This window comes from Streptomyces sp. RKAG293 (assembly GCF_023701745.1).
GTDB lineage: Bacteria > Actinomycetota > Actinomycetes > Streptomycetales > Streptomycetaceae > Actinacidiphila.
This window is the reverse complement of record NZ_JAJOZB010000001.1, coordinates 8,965,554-8,982,424: the sequence shown is the minus strand read 5'-3', so window position 1 is coordinate 8,982,424 and position 16,871 is coordinate 8,965,554. Positions and strand designations below refer to the sequence as shown.

Sequence of the window (16,871 nt, the reverse complement as noted above, 5' to 3'; positions counted from 1 at the left end):
CGGAGCGTTCCGGCTTCCGCACACAAAAGTTCGCCGCGGCCGATGAGTTCGGTGGAGTGGCGCCGTCTACCTCCTTGAAAGCACAACGGGTGCTTTCCGCAAAGGAGATCATGATGTCCCAGGCAGCCCTGCCCACCACGACCGCCACCGCCGCCACCGCTGACACGTCCCGCACCGCCGCCGCTCCGGGGCACAAGGCCCGCATCGCGCTGCGTACACTGCAGGTCGTGCTCGCGTTGTTCTTCATCGTCGCCAGCGGGCTGCCCAAGCTGTTCGCGGTGAGCGCCGCCGCCGAGAGCTTCGACAAGATCGGCTTCGGCGACTGGTACATGTACTTCGTCGGCAGCCTTGAGGTGGCCGGCGGGATCGCCCTGCTGATCCCGGTTCTGTCCGGCGTCGCCGCGACCGCCTTCATCGGCCTGATGATCGGCGCGTTCATCACCAACGTGACCGCACTGGACGGCTCTTACGCGGCCACCCCACTGATCCTGATCATCCCCTTCGCCCTGATCGCCTGGGCCCGCCGCCACCACAACGCGGAACTGGTCCAGTTGGTCCGCCACCGGGCGTGAACGCCCAAGCCTGCAAGCCGTCGCAGCAGCCAGCGCCCGCCGGGGCCGTCCCCCGGCGGGCGCGCGGCCATGCCCGGCGATGCCCGGATTATTCGGACGCCGCAGGGAGAACTCAGCCCGGCTGGGCGGACCTCAGCGCCGCCAGCAGCGTACGGGCGTCCCGGACCGTGGGATGGCCGTCACCGAGACGCACGGCAGCCTCGTCCACGACGCGTTCGGTGTACGCCGTTCCGCCCGGTCCGTCGTAGCTGAGCATGGCGTGGGAGACCTTGAGACGCAGGGCCAGGGGGTGGTCCTCGCCCAGCCGGGAGCGCGCCTCCGCGGCGAAGGCGCCGCATTCCCGGCGTACTTGTTCGGTCGGCTTCGAGCCGCCTGCGCCTTCCCAGGCGAGGACTTGGGCTTCGAGGTCCTGGGCCGCGGTGTCGGGGGCGCGGTCCTCGCGCGGCGTGTCACGGATGTCGCCGCCCGTCGCCGGGAGGGTGGCGACCGTGGTGGCGTCGCGTCTCTCGATCCGGGTGTGCACGAACGTCTCGAAGTGACGGGTGGCCGGGAGGGTGGCGTGCTCGCGGATGAGGGTCGTCGCCTCGGCAGGCAGGGGAAGCGGGGCGTAACCGTCCGCCGCCGGTGCAGGGGGCGTCCCCGCCAGGCCGGCCGCGAGGGCCGCGGCGACCGCGGCCGGGGTCGGCCGCCGGGCCGGATCCGTCTGGAGGCACGACCGGACCACGTCCTCCAGTTCGGCCGGCAGACCCGCCAGGTCGGGCGTCCCGTCACAGATGTTGGTCATGACGGCGAGGACTCTCCTGCCCCAGGGAAGGCGCCCCAGGGCGAGCCGGGCGAGGAGCGTACCGAGGGAGAACACGTCGCTGGCCGGGGTGAACCGCTCATGCTCCCGTATCTGTTCCGGCGAGGCGTAGGCGTATGTACCGGCGAACCCGCTCCGGGGCTCGGTCAGCCTCTCGATCTGCGCGATGCCGAAGTCGATGACGCGGGGGCCGTCCTCGGTCAGCAGCACGTTCGCGGGCTTGAGGTCGAGGTGCACGATGCCCTCGGCGTGAATGGCGGTGAGCGCGGCGGCAATGCCCGCACCGATACCGCGGACGGTGGCGGCATCCAGGGCGCCGCACCGCTCGGCCACCTCCTGCAGCGAGGGTGCGGCGACGAACGGCACGGCCATCCAGGGGGTCTCGCCGCTCGTCTCGGCAGCGATCACGGGCACGGTGAACCGGCCACTGACCCGGCGGGCCGCTTGCACCTCGTGCGTGAACCCCTCCCGGATCGAGGAGTCCGCCGCGTACTCCGCGTGCAGGGTCTTGACCGCCACCATGACGCCGTCGGGATCCTGGCAGAGGTAGACGCGACCGAACCCGCCCTCCCCGACGCGCTCCAGGACCTCGTAGGAGCCGAAGGCCGCCGGATCCTCCACCGTCCGCGCGGACGTGGCCCGTCCCACCTGCCGCCACTCCCCCAGCGCCTCGGCTTCGGCATGGACGGCCGTGGCACCGCCCGGGCCGCGCGCCGGCGCGGGTTCCGGCGCCGCCTGCTCCTCGTCCACCACGACGATCGACACCTCCTGGGGTGTTCCCTCTCTGAAGGAGTACGCCGCCACGTTCACGTTGCCGGCGCCCTCGTTGGAGACGTAGACGCCGAGCAGCCCCAGCCGCTCGCACAGGGCGATCTCCTCGGGCCTCGGTCGACGGTCCGCTCGGCCGAAGTAGAAGGCGCGGGCCTCGCACCCCTGGTCGGCCAGGCGCTGGAGCACGCCGAACCACTGCTCGATGCTCACCTTGTGCGGTTGCGGATCACCGGTACCGTCGCTGACCGGGAAGACCCGGGTGAGGTGCCGGGCACGGCTTTCCCGGGCCAGCAGCCCGAAGGCCGTGGCGGGTGCCGCCTCCACCTGTCTGGCCAGCAGGGTTCCCGCCGTGTCGCCGATGTGGAGTGTTGTCTCCCGGGCGGCCCGAGAGAGTCCGTCCCGTTGCTCGGACAGCACGTCGTACTCGGGCGAACCCGGGCCCTCTCCTCGCAGCTCCATGCACGCGAGCACTCGCCCGAAACAAGCGACGGCTTCGTCCAGGTCCTCCGTCCGCATGGCCGCCTTCGCCTGTGACACCAGCGCGCCGAGTCTCCGGTCGCTGCCCGCGCCGTACAACTGCCCGCATTTCTCGGCCATCTGGCCGTACATGCGACTCGCCCGCGAAAGGTCGCCACTCCGCTCGACCTCGGCGGCCGCCACGGCCAGGTCCTGCAGGCTGTCGTGCCCCCGCTCGTGACCGAAGGGCAGCCCGCCGGCGAGCTCCGCGTAGCGCTGGCGGGCGATGCCCGTGAGTGCGTGCCGACCGCCGAGCCGGTCCTCGGCGGTCTTCAGCATCCGGGTGTAGGTGCGGAGCGCGGCGGCGTTGTCGCCGGCCTGCTGCTGCCAGTGGCCCATGTCGCAGAGCAGGTTGAGCGCGGCCTCGGTACGACCCTCCTGCTCGGCCGAACGATGCAACTCCTCGTAACGGCGTACGGCTTCCTCGGCTCGCCCTGCCCGGCCGTGCCAGTGGGCGAGCTGGTGGCGGGCCAGTCCGGTGTCCTGGTGCCGGGATCCCTGCAGCCGCTCACGGTCGGCGAGGAGCTGCGCGAACAGCTCAACCGCGCCCTCCGTGTCGCCCGACTCACCTGTCCAGTGAGCGAGTTGGTGCCGCAGGGCCAACGTGGCGGGGTCGCCGGGCCCGGGCGCGGCCGTCGCCCGAACGACCAGTTCGCGATACCGCTTCACCGCCTTGCCGGGGCTGCCCTGCCGGCCGTCCTGCTCGGCCGCGGCACTGCCGTCCCGCAGCCGCGCGAGCGCTTCGGCCGCCGGATCACCGGACTCCGGCGTGCCGTTCCGTTTCTTGCCGATCCAACGCATGCATGCCCCCGGAGCAGTCGACCGGCTGACATCCCGCCCTGCCGGCAGACCGGATGCCCGTACCCGGCAAAGTACCGTCCCTCAGTGGGGGTTGTGCGCACAATCCGTCGGGCCGGCCGAACGGTGTGATGCACCCGAGCCGCGGCACAGGCCGGACCGTAGGCGCCGCACTCAGTGCAAGCCGTCGGTGTCGAAGAAGATCCGCCCCACTTGTACGTCCCTTTCCTGTGCCGGGTCCGTGGGGAAGTTGGAGCCCAGCGCGGGGTCGACCTCCAATTGGGCATCGTCGTACACCATGCCCGACGGTGGCGGCTTCTTCCACAGTTTGACGCCGCCTCGCCAGTCGCGGACCAGACTGTGCGGAACGCCGAGGTGTTTGTGCCAGAGGTTGATGCGCAGCGCCGCGGCGAAGGCGTCGGGTCCCGCGGTGATGAATCCGCTTTCGCTGACGCCGGCCACGATCTCACTGTCGAACGTGTAGCTGCGGTCGGTGCAGTTGGCTGACCCGGTGATGGCGTATTCGTCGTCGAAGATCCATGTCTTGGAGTGCACGTACGATCCGGCGAACCAGCGCCGGGTGGGATCCGGGCAGTTCTTGAGTGCGTACATGCCCCAACGCTCCTGTTTGGGGTCGACGGCGAACAGATCACGTCGGAACTCGTTGCGGAAGACCCGCAGGTACCCGAATTCACCTGGCGGAACGGAGTCCGAGTTGGTCATGAGGATGAGCAGATACTGGAAGCTCTTCTCGGCCAGTTTCTTGACGAGTTCGGCACGGACGATGGCGCTCGACAGGTACTGATCTTCGAGGTAGATCGTCTGCCGGGCCTGACGGATGCCGTCGATCACCATGTTCATCGCGCTGTATTCGCCGCCGGTGGCGAAGCCGTATACGGAGCCCCCGAATCTCCGCAGGTCGGCGTAGGTGCGTCCAATGCCTACCACGCGGTCTGCACTCCGGGTGCCGGGAGCCAGTGTGCAGCTCGGCACACGATTGTCGGCCAGCGGCGCGGGATCCGGGAATGCCGCGCGGAAAGGGGAGTTGGGATTCGCGCCGAATCGACTGATCTCCAGCGCCCGCGCCTCGGGATGGTCCGTCCAGCGTTCCTGGAAGGTCTTGAGTACCTGGACGGCGGCCGGACCGGTCAGTCGCAGATGAACGTCGTGCAGGGGTTCGACGCCCTGGTTGCTGATCCGGGTGTTGTTGAGATCCATACCCCCCAGGAAGGCGATCGTGCCGCGGTAGCCCACCACGACCGCGATCTTCTGGTGATGCACACCCAGGCTCACCCTGCTCTCACCGGATGTCGCGGATACGGGCAGTTTACTGTCGGCGATCGCCGCCCCATTGGGCAATCCGTTGATGAAGTCCACCCACTTCTGATTGTTCGGAATAGGGCCGAATACCAGGGGTGGGCGCCAGGTGAGGGTCCTGACCTGCGCCCGTGTGGACTGCAGGAAATCGGACAGCAGATACGTCGCCTTGCTCGGCGCGGGGGGCTCGTCCAGCATCCAGGTATCGGTCTGCAGCAGCCAGCCCGCGATGTAGATCCGGTGTTCGGCCTGGGTCGCGGTGCCGATGGCGGCGGCGATGTCGTTGAAGCAGCAGCGGCCGGTGGTGTAGCCGATCACCTGGTTGCCACCGGTCACGGGAAAATGGCTGCCCGTGTGCGCCGTGCCGCGCTGCGGCTTCTGAGGCGGCCGAGGGAGCTTCGCCATTTCCCCGGCGTCCACGGTGCAGTCCAGAGTCGGGCGGGTGCCCGGGGTGACGGGCGGGGGCGGCGGATCCAGCGCCGCGGCCTGCGGGTCCGCTTTACGGCGCGCCGGAGGGGTGATCCGAGGACGTTCGGGAGTGGGCATGCCCCGCCTCAGATCTGCTGGCCGGTCTTCGGGTCGTAAGTGACCTGAGCAGCGGCCACTTGGTCGGTGGGCAGGACTTCGACCCACTGGTCGAACACCTCGTAGGGCTTCTGCGTCTGGGCCTTGAATCCGTCCGCCAGCGGGTAGAAGCCGTGCTCGTAGACCTTGTCCGGAGGAAGGTAGTTGAGGGTCACCCCGTCCTCCAGCCGCTCGGTGACGACCTCCAGGCCGTTGCGGTGCTTTTCCACGACGCTGATCGCGACGTAGCGCAGGACGTCACGGATGGTGAGCTCAGCTGGGTCCAGGTTCCGGTACCGGACGACGAGGTCCGGGTCCGCCCAGGGGAAGAGGCGCAGACTGTCGACGATCTTGATGTTCTCGCCCGCCGATGCCGGCTGGTACAGGTCGTCAAGACCCTCGGCTCCCTCGATGCTGCTGTCGCTGAGCCAGTTGAGGGCGGCGAGTTCCCTTCCCGGGCGGATGGGGATCACGGCCTTGACCCAGGGGGCGTTCAGGAAGGCGTTCCGCTGGTGATCCCCGTCGAGCTGCATGAGCCACCCCAGCGAACTGCCCATACGTGCCGGAGCCGATGCCTCGGTGATGTAGTAGTTGTCCTGGCGCAGCGCGTCCTGCCGGTCGGACCAGCCCACGACATGGTCGTCCAGACCCGGGGGCTTGCGTCGGAAGGACTCGATGACCGGGATGGGCATCCTTGCCCGCACCTTCTTCTGATCGGCGTTGGGGTCCGGGAGCGCATCGAGCTCGGGCGCGAACAGCGGGTGGCTGTGATGCAGCCGGGGACGCCACCACTCAGGGGCGACGAAGTACAGCATCGCCTCCACGTCGAAGATCGAGCTGACCAGTTCGGAGAGTTTGTGCAGCACCCGGGGATCGGTCGGCACGAAATCCCCGACCTGGAGCAGATGTTGGAGCAGCCTGCGGTAGACGACGACTCGCTCCTCCTCCCGCAGCACCTCGTAACTCCGCGGTTCGATACGGCTGGCGGCATCGATCCGTTCGATGGCGGCCTTCATGTAGGCCTCCCGCTGCAGCCGGTCCAGTTCCAAGGTGCGTTCCTTGGCCAGAGCCGCGTTCCGGTCGGCGACCTCCTTCTTCCGCGCTTCGGTCGGTGTGTACTTCACGGGAATGGTGAACTGGAGCTGTTCGCCGCCCTTGCCGTGGCCCTCCGTGACATAGACGGACAGACTGGGTTCCTTGGGCAGGGGTGTGCCGTCCGGGACTCCTCCGTCACCGTCCTGACGATTCGTGACGATGTTGACGCTCAACGAGCCGCCGCTCACCCATTTGAGGGCACCGTGCTCCCGATACGCATAGCCGTCCTTGGGATGCACCTCCACATCGCACAGCCAGATTCCGGTCGGGTGCCCCTCGGATTTGATGTAACCGTCCACCGGCAGGTCGAACGTGCCCGTGACCTCGTCGGTGTAGTCGTCGGGAATCGGCAGTTCGTTACCGGGAGCGGCGCCGGAGACGTCCGGCGGGGCGGCGAGGTGGACCAGTTTCGCCAGGCCGAGTTCCTGCCCCGGATCGTCCACGTAGCTCTGCCAGCACAGCTGGGTGCCCAAGTCCTGCACCTGGACCCCGACCCGGCGCATCTTGCGGCGCAGCTCGTAGTTGACCAGCTTGTCCGTCGTGTTCTGCAGCACATACCGCCGGCTGGCGCTGTCGGTGGTCTCCGTGTACGTCCGGAACGTGGTCTTGAAACTGCGCTTGATCTCGGTGCTCAGCCGTTCGCTCTGCTGGCGCATCTGCTTGTGGGTCTGTTCCCGGGCCTGCCGCTGGGTGTCGGTCATGTCCATGGTCGCGGTCTCGTTGGCGTCGCCCCAGACCCACCTCTGGTTGGACGACACCGAGAACCCCAGCTTGGTACTGCTCTCGTTCTCCTGCTTGACCGCCTCGGAGACGTCGTCCTGCTGCTTGGTCTCCTTCTCCGACTTCTCCGTCGTCTCCAGGCTCGTCTCCACAGTGCGCTCCACGATCGTCTTCCTGGTGTGCGCCTCGATCAGTTCCACGGTGCCACCGGGGCTGAGCCAGACATGCTGGACAGGCGGCCCGAGGAAGGTGTCGAACTCGAAGAAGTACTGCCGGAAGAGGTGGACGATCCCGACCGGAGAGAGACTGACCCGGCTCAGCGCCTCCTCCCGGGAGAGTGTCTCCAGCGGGTCGAGCATTCTCTTCACCCCCTGGTAGCGCGCGGCGTCCACATCGGGCGCGGGTGCGGTGAACAGGTCTGCCAGGGTGGGAATCAGGCTCTGTTCGGCCAGGTAGTTCAGCAGGCCCGCGACCATGGACTCCTTACGGGCCATGACCTCCAGGAGAGCCTGGCGACGCGCGGGATCCGTGATCGCCGCGGTACGGCGCAACAGCTCCGGGGTGACGTCGGTGGCGAGGGTCGCGTCCAGCGCCGTCCGCTTCAGCAGGGGGACCCACACCGCCGGGTCACGGAGATCCTCGTCCTTGACCTTCTGCTGGATCAGGTCGGCCAGAACCGATTCGATCAGCGGGCTGTAGGGCTTGGGGGACGGCCCCGTCCCGGTACGCAGTGTCAGCGTCGGGTCGGCTGCCGACGCGTCCGCCTCGGCGGACACATGGACGATCACGCCACCGTCGGAGACCTTGGCATCCGGGGTGACCCGCTGGGAGACCACGGCCAGCAGATCCTCGTCGGCGCGTGCGATCCCGTCCAGGAATCGGGAGACGGTGCGCTGCGAACGCCAGCCCAGCAGGGGCTGGTACAGGCCGAACGACTCACTGGCATACGGGAGCGTCCCGGTGAAATCGGGGATCGGCCGGCCCGTGACGACCCGTGAACTCGGCGAAGGCGCCGGCATGGTCTGCAGGTTGTCCACGTCCGAGGAAGCGTTCTTCGCGAACGGCACGACCGTCCAGGTGCGTCCGCCCACGCCTTTGCTCACCAGGAACAGCTCGCGATCGGCCTGAGCCGGTGGCGCGACGAACGAGATCGTCTGTGCGCCGAGACCATTGATCACCTTGCCGACGTACTGGCGGCTGATGTTCGTATCGGGTTCGACGAACGCACCGGCGAGCGCGGGAACATCGGGGAACGACCGCGGGTCCTGGACATCGACGCCGGCCGGAATCGCCAGCGCGATCCGCTGCATGCCCGCCAGATCCGACGGCAGTGCCGGCTGCACGGTGTAGTTCCAGATCTCATACCGCGCGTTGGGCCCGCTGGTGGCCAACGGCACCCGCCCGGTGAATGTGACGACCAATGTCATCGCTGGGTCTCCTTCCTCAATGCCTGGGTACGGGCCCCAGCCGACCGTCGGCGTCGACGCCCCGGCAGCCGGTCCTCTGCTGACGGGCCACGTCCGCTCCCAGGACCAGCCTCTCCCCGCCCGCTTGCAGAAGACGTGCAGTTACCGTGCAGGCAGAATGCGGCCCGGCCCGCAGCGCACCTACCGGTCGACCCGTCCCAGCCGCAGGTCTCGGTGGAGGAGCCACGCCGTACCCGCGACGACCGCCCCGCAGACCGTGGGCACGAGCAACCACGGCAGGCCCGTCCAGACGGTGCACAGGCCCACGACGGTGCAGGATCACCCGGTCCCCCTCTGAAGCCCGCTCAGCACCGGCCCCGAGTCGCCGAACCGTCATGATCAAGCCGGTAAGGACATCGACCGGCAATGAGACGTCACCCGTCGTTGCTGAATCCGGGCAACGCGATCCACCGGTCCCCCATGGGGCCGCAGCAGCGGCACCATCCGTGCGACCTTGCCCCCAGCCCCCAGAATCAGGCCGCTGACCAGTGGCGATCCCGACATGCATCACCCGTCCGGGTGAACGGCGCAGTGGAGAGTAGTGTTCGCTCCTCCGCGAGCGAGCGGCGGCGGACGTGGGAAGATGGCAGAGCGGAAAAACGACCTCCGGGCGGTCTCCTGACCATGCACATCGAGAGGCAAGCGGACGGGCCGACGATCGGTGCGGACGTGGGAAGCGACGCGGCGGGCGGCGAGGCGCTGTCACGCGGCCTGCTGTTCATTCCCATCGCCACGGCGCTGATCCAGGACGACGGACGCATCATTCACTGGAGCGCCGACGCCGAGGTGCTGCTCGGCTACACCGCCGAGGAGGCCGTCGGCGCCTTCGCCTCCCACCTGCTCGTGGACGCGGAGCAGCAACCGCGCGTCATGGACCTCTTCGCCGGCATTCTGGGCGGCGAGGCGTGGTCCGGGGTCTTCCCCGTGAAGCACCGCGACGGCCACTCGGTGAACCTGGAGTTCCGCACCCATCCCATCCCGACCGAGTCCGGCCGGCCCCTGGTCCTCGCCGTGGCATCGGACGTCAGGGAGATCCGCCGCATCGAGTCCGACCTGGCGGTCCTCGACAGTTTCTTCACGCAGTCACCCGTCGGCATGGCCGTCTACGACACGGACCTGCGCTTCGTACGGCTCAACGACGCCCTCGCCCGGATCAACGGCCTGCCCGCGGCTCAGCATCTGGGCCGGCGCCTGACCGAGGTTCTGCCGGGGCTCAACGGGGAGGAGATCGAGGCGGTGATGCGGCAGGTGCTGGAGACCGGCGAACCGGTCGTCGACGCCAGATCCCACGGCATCACCCCCGCGGACCCCTCGAAGGAGCGTGCGTGGTCGGCCTCGTACTTCCGGCTGGAGGAACGGAACGGCCGGATCCTCGGGGTGAGCTCCACGATCATCGAGGTCACCGAGCGCTTTCAGGCCGAGTCGCGGGCCGCCACGGCGCGCGAACGGCTGGAAGTGCTCGTCGACGCCACCTCCCGGATCGGCACCACACTGGATTTGGGACGGACCGCGCAGGAGCTGGCCGACACCATGGTCCCCCGGTTGGCCGACGTGAGCGGCGTCTTCGTCCTCGAGCGCCTGCTCACCGGGCAGAACACGGAATCCTCGGCACCCGCACCGGGCGGGGCGGAGCAGGTCCGCCGCCTCGCGATCGCCAGCTCCGACCCCGGCTATCCGGTGGCGGACCTGCCCGTCGGCGCGGTCCTCCGGGTGTCGGCGGATTCCCCGTACGCCGAGGCGATGGAGACACACCGGACGGTCATCGTGCCCTCGGTGGATCTCCCCCCGCTCGCCCCGTCGGAGGCCGCAGAACGGGTCCACGCCTACCAGAGCCAGGTGTCCCGGACGGTGCGGGTGACTCCGCTGGTCGTGCGCGGGGCGGTACTGGGCATGGTCGTGTACTCGCGGCGCGGCGGCACGGAGGCGTTCGGCGAGGACGATGTCACGCTGGGTGACGAACTGACCTCGCGGGCCGCGGTGGCCGTCGACAACGCCCTGCTCTACCGGCGGGAGCACGAGACCGGAGAGTCCCGGCAGCAGGCCCTGCGGCAGGCCAACGCGGCCCGTGAGCGGCTTGCGCTGATCAATGCGGCGTCCGCCCGCATCGGCACCACGCTGGACCTGACGCAGACGGCGCGCGAGCTGGCCGAGGTCGCCACTCCGACACTCGCCGACACGGTCGTGGTCGAGGTCGTGGACGCTCTGCTGCGCGGTGAGGAGGTCCCCGGCCCGCCCGACCGGTCGGCGCTCCTGCGCCGCCTGGCCTTCCACACCGTCGCCGGGTCGGGGATGGTGCCGGTGGCCCCGGTCGGCGACGTCCACCGCTTCCATCCGACCACGCCGTACGCCTGGAGCCTGGCGCACCGTCGGCCCGTGCTGGTGCCCCGGATGGACGACAAGGGGCTGAGCTGGTTCGCCGAGGATCCCGTCAGGAACGCCGCGGTGCGTGAGCAGGGCCTCCGCGGCTTCATGGTGGTTCCGCTGATCGCACGCGGCGCGCTGGTCGGAGTGGTCTCGTTCTACCGGACCATCACCGACCGGCCGTACGACGAGGAGGATCTGGCGCTCGCCGGCGAGCTGGCGGCCCGTGCCGCCGTGTCGATCGACAACGCCCTGCTCTACACCCGTGAGCGGGACGCGTCCAAGGCCCGGCAGCAGGCGCTGGAGGAGGCCCATACGGCGCAGGAGCGGCTGGCACTGCTCAACGACGCCAGCTCCCGGATCGGGACCACACTCGACCTGCAGCGGACCGCGGAAGAACTGGTGGAGCTGGTGATCCCGCGGTTCGCGGACTTCGCCACGGTCGACCTGCTGGAATCGGTCGTCCAGGGCGGGGACGAGGAGGGCGAACAGACCCCGGCACCGGCCGACGGAACGGTCCTGCTGCGGGCCGTCGCGGTCGGCGAGATCAACGAGTCGGGCATGATCGGGGCGGCCGACGAGGTCGGCGGGACCTCCCGGTCGGCCAAGCTCTACGCCGAGAGCCTGCGCACCGGCCGGTCCATCCTGGTGGCGCAGGTCGACGAGGCCGCCCTGCAGCGGATCGTGGCGCACCCCGACCGCGTCCAGCCGGGCCTCGACGCGGGCGTCCACTCGTATCTGATGGTGCCGCTGCTCGCCCGCGGTGTGGTGCTCGGCGGCGCCGAGTTCATCCGGCTGCGCAACCCGGAGCCCTTCACGGTGGCCGATGTGGCGCTCGCCGAGGAACTGGCGGCCCGCGCCGCGGTGTGCATCGACAACGCGCGGCTCTACCGCCGTGAACGCGACACCGCGCTCACCCTCCAGCGCAGCCTGCTGCCGCAGGAGGTCCACCTGACACCGGGCCTGGAGATCGCCTACCGCTATCTGCCGAGCAGCGTCGTCAGCGAGGTCGGCGGCGACTGGTTCGACGTCGTGCCGCTGTCCTGCGGGCGGGTCGCCCTCATCGTCGGCGACGTCATGGGCCACGGCATCCGTGCCGCCGCCACCATGGGCCAGCTGCGCACCGCGGCCCGCACGCTGATCACCTTGGACATCTCCCCGGACCGGGTGCTGCGGCGCCTGGACGAGACGGCGTCGGCGATCGGCGACGGGCAGTTCACCACGTGTGTGTGCGCGGTGTTCGATCCCGTCGACCGCAGCTGCATCATCTCCTGCGCCGGACATCCGCCACCCGTGGTGCAGGACCCGAACGGGTCCACGCGGCCGATCGACCTGCCGCCCGGCGTCCCGCTCGGTGTCGGCGGTGTGGCCTTCGAGAACGTGGAGTTCACCCTCCCCGAGGACGGTGTCCTGGTGCTCTACACCGACGGTCTGATCGAACGGCGCGACCGGGACCTGGACGAGGGGATGCGGCTGCTGTCGCAGGTCGTGGCCAATCGCGGCCCGTCCCTGGAGGCGAGTTGCGACGCCGTGCTCGACGCGCTTTCGGCCAAGGACAGCGAGGACGACATCGCCATCATCATGGCGCGTGCGCTGCCGGTCCATGACGACTGGATCGCGATGCTGCCGCTGTCCGGCGACATGGCCGTGGTGGGCGAGGCCCGCCGGTTCACCCGGGCGAGGCTGCGCTCCTGGGGGCTGACGTCGCTCTGCGAGGTCTCCGAGCTGCTGGTCAGCGAGCTCGTGAGCAACGCCCTGCTGCACACCGGAATGCCCACCGAACTACGGCTCTTCCGCGACCGGGTCCTCACGCTCGAAGTGGCCGACACCGACAGCCAGGCGCCCCGGGTGCGCCGTGTCTCCGAGGAGGACGAGGGCGGCCGCGGCATGCACCTGGTCAATGAGCTCGCCCACCGCTGGGGCAGCCGCGCCACCCGGCACGGCAAGGTGGTCTGGGTCGAGTTGGAGCTGCCCCTCGGCACCTTCACCCCTGGCGGCCCCTGACCTCGGCTGCGGCTGAACGTCGTGGTGAGAGGCCGCGGACTTCGAGATCGAAGGACCGTCGGTGGGCGTGGCCGACAAGAGCAGGAAGAACAGTCGTGTCCCCGGCCCGGAAGATATCGTGATCACGCGGCCGGCTGCGGCGAGCGGCAGTGAGTTGAGCGCGGCGACGCAGAGCACCGCGCGGTGAAGTCCATATCGGAATCGAGGCATTGGGGGTGCTGCGGTGGTGTCGAAACGTGTCAACGTCGTGGGGGCGGGGATCGTCGGTCTGAGCATCGCGCACGATCTGGCCCTGCGCGGCCATGCCGTCACGGTGATCGCCGATCAGCGGGCGGAGGAGAGCGTGTCCAGCGTCGCGGCGGCCGTGTGGTTTCCCTACCGGAGCGGGACATCACCATCGCTCATGGGCTGGTTGCTCGCAGCCCGCGAGCGTTTCGAGCAGCTTTCCACCGACCGTGCCGCCGGTGTCGATCTCCGGGACGGCCTCGTGGTCGAGCGACACGTCGGGGAGGATCGCTCATGGACCGATGCGGTCCCGCAGCACCACGAGGCCGCCGCGGACGAGCTGCCCGATGGGGCGGTGGCGGGGGTGCGGGCGACCGTGCCCGTCATATCCATGCCGCACTACCTTCCGTGGGTGGAGAAGCGCTGCACGGGCCTCGGGGTGACGTTCGTCGAGGGCAGGGTCACGTCCGTCGACGACGTCGCCGGCGATGCCGACCTGGTGGTCGTCGCCGCCGGGATGGGTTCCGGGGTCCTCCTCGACGACGCTTCGATGTATCCCGTCCAAGGGCAGATCGTCCGCCTGGCCAACCCGGGAATCACCGAGTGGATCACTGACACCGAGAACCCCGGGGGCCTGACCTACATCGTTCCCCGCCGTGAGGACATCGTCTGCGGCGGCGTGGCGCAGGTCGGTTCATGGGCCACGGAACCCGTGGCCGAGATCGAGCAGGAGATCCTTCGCCGCGTCGTCTCCCTCATGCCCGCGCTGGCCGGGCTGCCCGTTCTCTCGCGCGCCACCGGGCTCCGCCCGGCCCGCGACACCATTCGCCTGGAATCCGTCGAGGGCTTCCCTGTGCCCGTGATCGCCTGTTACGGCCATGGCGGTGCGGGTGTCACGCTGTCGTGGGGCTGCGCCGAGGCCGTCGCGGACCTCGCCGGTCAGCTCTGAACACCTCGCCGATCAGAGCTGAACCCACCCTGCCCCGGGGAGAGGTCAGCCCGGGGCGACCGTGGGGGCGGGAGGAGTCCAGCGGCGAGTGCGGGATAGGGCGGAGGAGACCCCGAAGTCCTTCTTCAGCTGCTCCGGAATGGAGTAGTGCATGACCCGGCCGCGGGTGAGGGACGACAGTTCGAGGATGGATGTGAGGTGCCCGAGGCGGTCCAGTGCCCACGCACCGACCGGGGACCGGTCCTCGATGGCCTCCAGGGCACCGAGCAGATGGGGCACGGTCTTGACCACGGTGTCCCAGGCGGTGCGCGGCACGTCCAGCCAGTCCGCACAGGTGTCGCCGATGAGATGGCGGATCAGCGCCGAGACGATCGGGTCGAAGAAGGTGCCGGGGACCACGTCTTCATAGAGGTCGATCAGCTGGCGGGTGAGGTCGGCACCCTCCTGGCTGGGTCCCATGTGGCGGGCCATGTACAGGTCCAGGAACTGCCGGGCGGATTCGAGATCCACGGGCGCGTGGTCCTGATCGACGCCGAGCATCGCGCCGACCACCCGCCAGGCGTAGAAGTACGCTTCGGCGCCGTCGACACTCATGTGGATGTTCAGCCGGTGCAAGGTGTCCAGCACGAGCAGGGAGAAGAACATCTGCCCGCCGATCATGTCCTCCTGGCAGATCGGCGTCCCCAGCGTCCCGGCGTCCCAGCGGTCCTCCCGCCGCAGATGGTGGCGGATGGAGGCGTGCAGCAGCCGGACCTTCTGGGCGGCGGGGATGAAGCGTCCGCCGGCCTCGAACGCGTCGGGCCGTATGAGGTAGACGGTGAACTGCCCGGTCTCCGCCATCCGCTTGGACGGGTACTGCAGCGAGTGCGTGGCCGACAGCAGCTTCGCCACGTGCGGGACGACGTAGCAGGCGGGCATGGAGGCGAAGGACAGGGCGGTGGAAATGTGCACGTTGTTGTCGATGAAGAACAGCCGCGCCTTCTCCATCTCGTCCCAGTCGACCCACGCGGGGGGCGTACTCGTCACGTGCAGGTACTCCAGCGCCACCTCGGGCAGTCCGTCGGGCAAGGGGCTCCCGGTGGTGGACACGGAGCGCATGAGGGCGTTGAACTTCGCGACCTCCCCCCGCTCGAACAACGTGGCCACGGTGGCGTCGGCGAGTTCGTCGCCCGCCTGACGCAGCGCGTCCATCGACGACTCTGTGCGGTTCATCATCGGCCCCTCGTCTCATGGCGGAACAGATACGGGACGTGCGCCGGCCCGGCGGACCGCGGTATTGCCCGCCGGCCGTGGCGCGGGTTCAGCGGCAGCGGGCGCTCGCGGAATGCGCGAGGGTGGTCAGGGCCCGCTCGGCGTAGTCAGGGATGGGCATCTCGTGCAGGGCGCCGGTGGCTTCCTCGACACGCCTGCGGATCATCTGCTCGATCCGGTCGGGCGCCTTGAGCCGGCTCATCACCTCGCGCACCGCCTCCAGCCCGTCCGCGCCGACGTCCCGCCGCCCCAACAGGCCGCTCAGCTGCTCCCGCTCCCGGTCGTTCGCCAGCCGCCAGGTCTCCGCGAGCAGGGCGGTCGGCCGATGGGCGCGCACATCGTCCAGGCCGTCCTTGCCCGTGTCGGCCGGATCGCCGTACAGGCCGAGCAGGTCGTCACGCAGCTGGAACGCCTCGCCCAGCGGCACCCCGTAGGACGAGTAGCCCTCCCGCAGTCTCTCGCCGGCTCCGGCCAGGACACCGCCGATGAGCAGCGGCTGCTCGACGGTGTATTTCGCGGTCTTGTACCGGATCACCTTCAGCGACGTGTCGGTGTCCGGGACCGCGCCGGTGCGCAGGATCTCCAGGCACTCCCCGGCGACCAGCTCACGGGCGAGAGCCGCCCACAGCGGACGGGCCCGGGCAAGATAGGCGGCGGGCAGTCCGCTGGTGACGAACAACTGCCCGGCCAGCGACATCAGCAGATCCCCCACCAGCATCGCCAGCGAGCGGGCCGCGCTCTTCGTGTGGGGCCGCTGGCGCAGTGCCGTGCGCAGAGCCACGTGCGCGGTGGGTCTGCCGTGCCGCAACGGGCTGTCGTCGATGATGTCGTCGTGCACCACGGCGGCCGCGTGCACCAGTTCCATGGACGCCGCCGCCCGCACGAGCGCGTCGCTGTCCGGCTGACCCGCCGCGCGCCAGCCCCAGTAACAGAACGCCGCCCGGAGCCGCTTGCCGTCGGCCACCGCCGCCTCCACCTGCTCGGCGACCGGGCGCAGAGCGGAGTCGATGCTGAGCAGCTCGTCCGCCTCTTGCGCCACGAACCCCGTCAGTACCTCGTCGATGCGGGCCTTGAAGGCGGCCGCCTCGTACCGGTCAGCCATCGATGCCGGAGGTCCGACGCGCCACGGCGTGCTGCGCGAGCACCTCTAAGTAGGCGGGCGGCACAGCCGCGTACCGGTCGACCACCAGTCGGCCGCGCGCTGTGAGGTCCTGTTTCGCGTCAGCGGCAAGGTCGGGCATGTCCGACCTGCCGAGCAGTGCCCGGACGGTGTTCGCGGCGGAACCGAGTGCCTCGGCCGCCAGGTCGGCCAGCCCCGCCAGCAGCAGAACCGCCTGCTCCCCCGGGCCGCCCGCGTGTCCTGCTCCCATGCTCTCCCCCAGTAGGCACAGTGCTCGGGCGACGTGATCGATGTCGCCCTAAGTGAGCGTGGGGCTTTCGAGGTCCTTGCGGCAGAGGAA

9 protein-coding genes are annotated in these 16,871 nt (G+C 69.5%); 3 read left to right on the top strand and 6 right to left on the bottom strand.

The genetic code is table 11. The annotated features are described in order from the left end of the window. The first annotated feature begins 113 nt into the window (after window positions 1-113). The gene (locus tag LNW72_RS39550) at window positions 114-572 is read left to right on the top strand and encodes a DoxX family protein (protein ID WP_250979851.1); all 459 of its coding nucleotides are present in this window, start codon (window positions 114-116) and stop codon (window positions 570-572) included. A gap of 112 nt (window positions 573-684) precedes the next feature. Here LNW72_RS39550 and LNW72_RS39545 read toward each other — a convergent pair whose 3' ends face one another. From LNW72_RS39545 to LNW72_RS39535, 3 genes are all read right to left on the bottom strand, one after another. After that, window positions 685-3,462 carry a protein kinase gene (locus tag LNW72_RS39545; RefSeq protein WP_250979850.1) on the bottom strand — a complete coding sequence of 926 codons (2,778 nt, stop codon included), beginning with the start codon at window positions 3,460-3,462 and terminating at the stop codon, window positions 685-687. Between the two features lie 171 nt (window positions 3,463-3,633). Next, window positions 3,634-5,196: a phospholipase D-like domain-containing protein gene (locus LNW72_RS41900; protein WP_250979849.1), complete on the bottom strand. Its 1,563-nt coding sequence runs from the start codon at window positions 5,194-5,196 to the stop codon at window positions 3,634-3,636. A 134-nt stretch (window positions 5,197-5,330) separates the two neighbouring features. Beyond that, the gene (locus LNW72_RS39535; protein WP_250979848.1) at window positions 5,331-8,582 is read right to left on the bottom strand and encodes a hypothetical protein; all 3,252 of its coding nucleotides are present in this window, start codon (window positions 8,580-8,582) and stop codon (window positions 5,331-5,333) included. A 663-nt stretch (window positions 8,583-9,245) separates the two neighbouring features. On the opposite strand from LNW72_RS39535, the gene LNW72_RS39530 reads away from it, so the two are divergent. Both LNW72_RS39530 and LNW72_RS39525 read left to right on the top strand, forming a co-directional pair. Further along, window positions 9,246-12,986, top strand: a complete 3,741-nt coding sequence (locus LNW72_RS39530) for a SpoIIE family protein phosphatase (RefSeq protein WP_250979847.1) — start codon at window positions 9,246-9,248, stop codon at window positions 12,984-12,986. A 226-nt stretch (window positions 12,987-13,212) separates the two neighbouring features. Further along, window positions 13,213-14,160 (top strand): FAD-dependent oxidoreductase, encoded by a 948-nt coding sequence (locus LNW72_RS39525; RefSeq protein WP_250979846.1) that lies wholly within the window; start codon window positions 13,213-13,215, stop codon window positions 14,158-14,160. Between the two features lie 45 nt (window positions 14,161-14,205). Here LNW72_RS39525 and LNW72_RS39520 read toward each other — a convergent pair whose 3' ends face one another. From LNW72_RS39520 to LNW72_RS39510, 3 genes are all read right to left on the bottom strand, one after another. Next, complete coding sequence (locus LNW72_RS39520) at window positions 14,206-15,372, bottom strand: oxygenase MpaB family protein (RefSeq protein ID WP_250980480.1); 1,167 nt, start codon at window positions 15,370-15,372, stop codon at window positions 14,206-14,208. Window positions 15,373-15,460: 88 nt separating this feature from the next. Continuing rightward, window positions 15,461-16,513: a polyprenyl synthetase family protein gene (locus LNW72_RS39515; RefSeq protein ID WP_250979845.1), complete on the bottom strand. Its 1,053-nt coding sequence runs from the start codon at window positions 16,511-16,513 to the stop codon at window positions 15,461-15,463. After that, window positions 16,506-16,781 carry a polyprenyl synthetase gene (locus tag LNW72_RS39510; protein ID WP_250979844.1) on the bottom strand — a complete coding sequence of 92 codons (276 nt, stop codon included), beginning with the start codon at window positions 16,779-16,781 and terminating at the stop codon, window positions 16,506-16,508. The genes LNW72_RS39515 and LNW72_RS39510 overlap by 8 nt, the downstream gene beginning before the upstream one ends. Window positions 16,782-16,871: the final 90 nt, after the last annotated feature.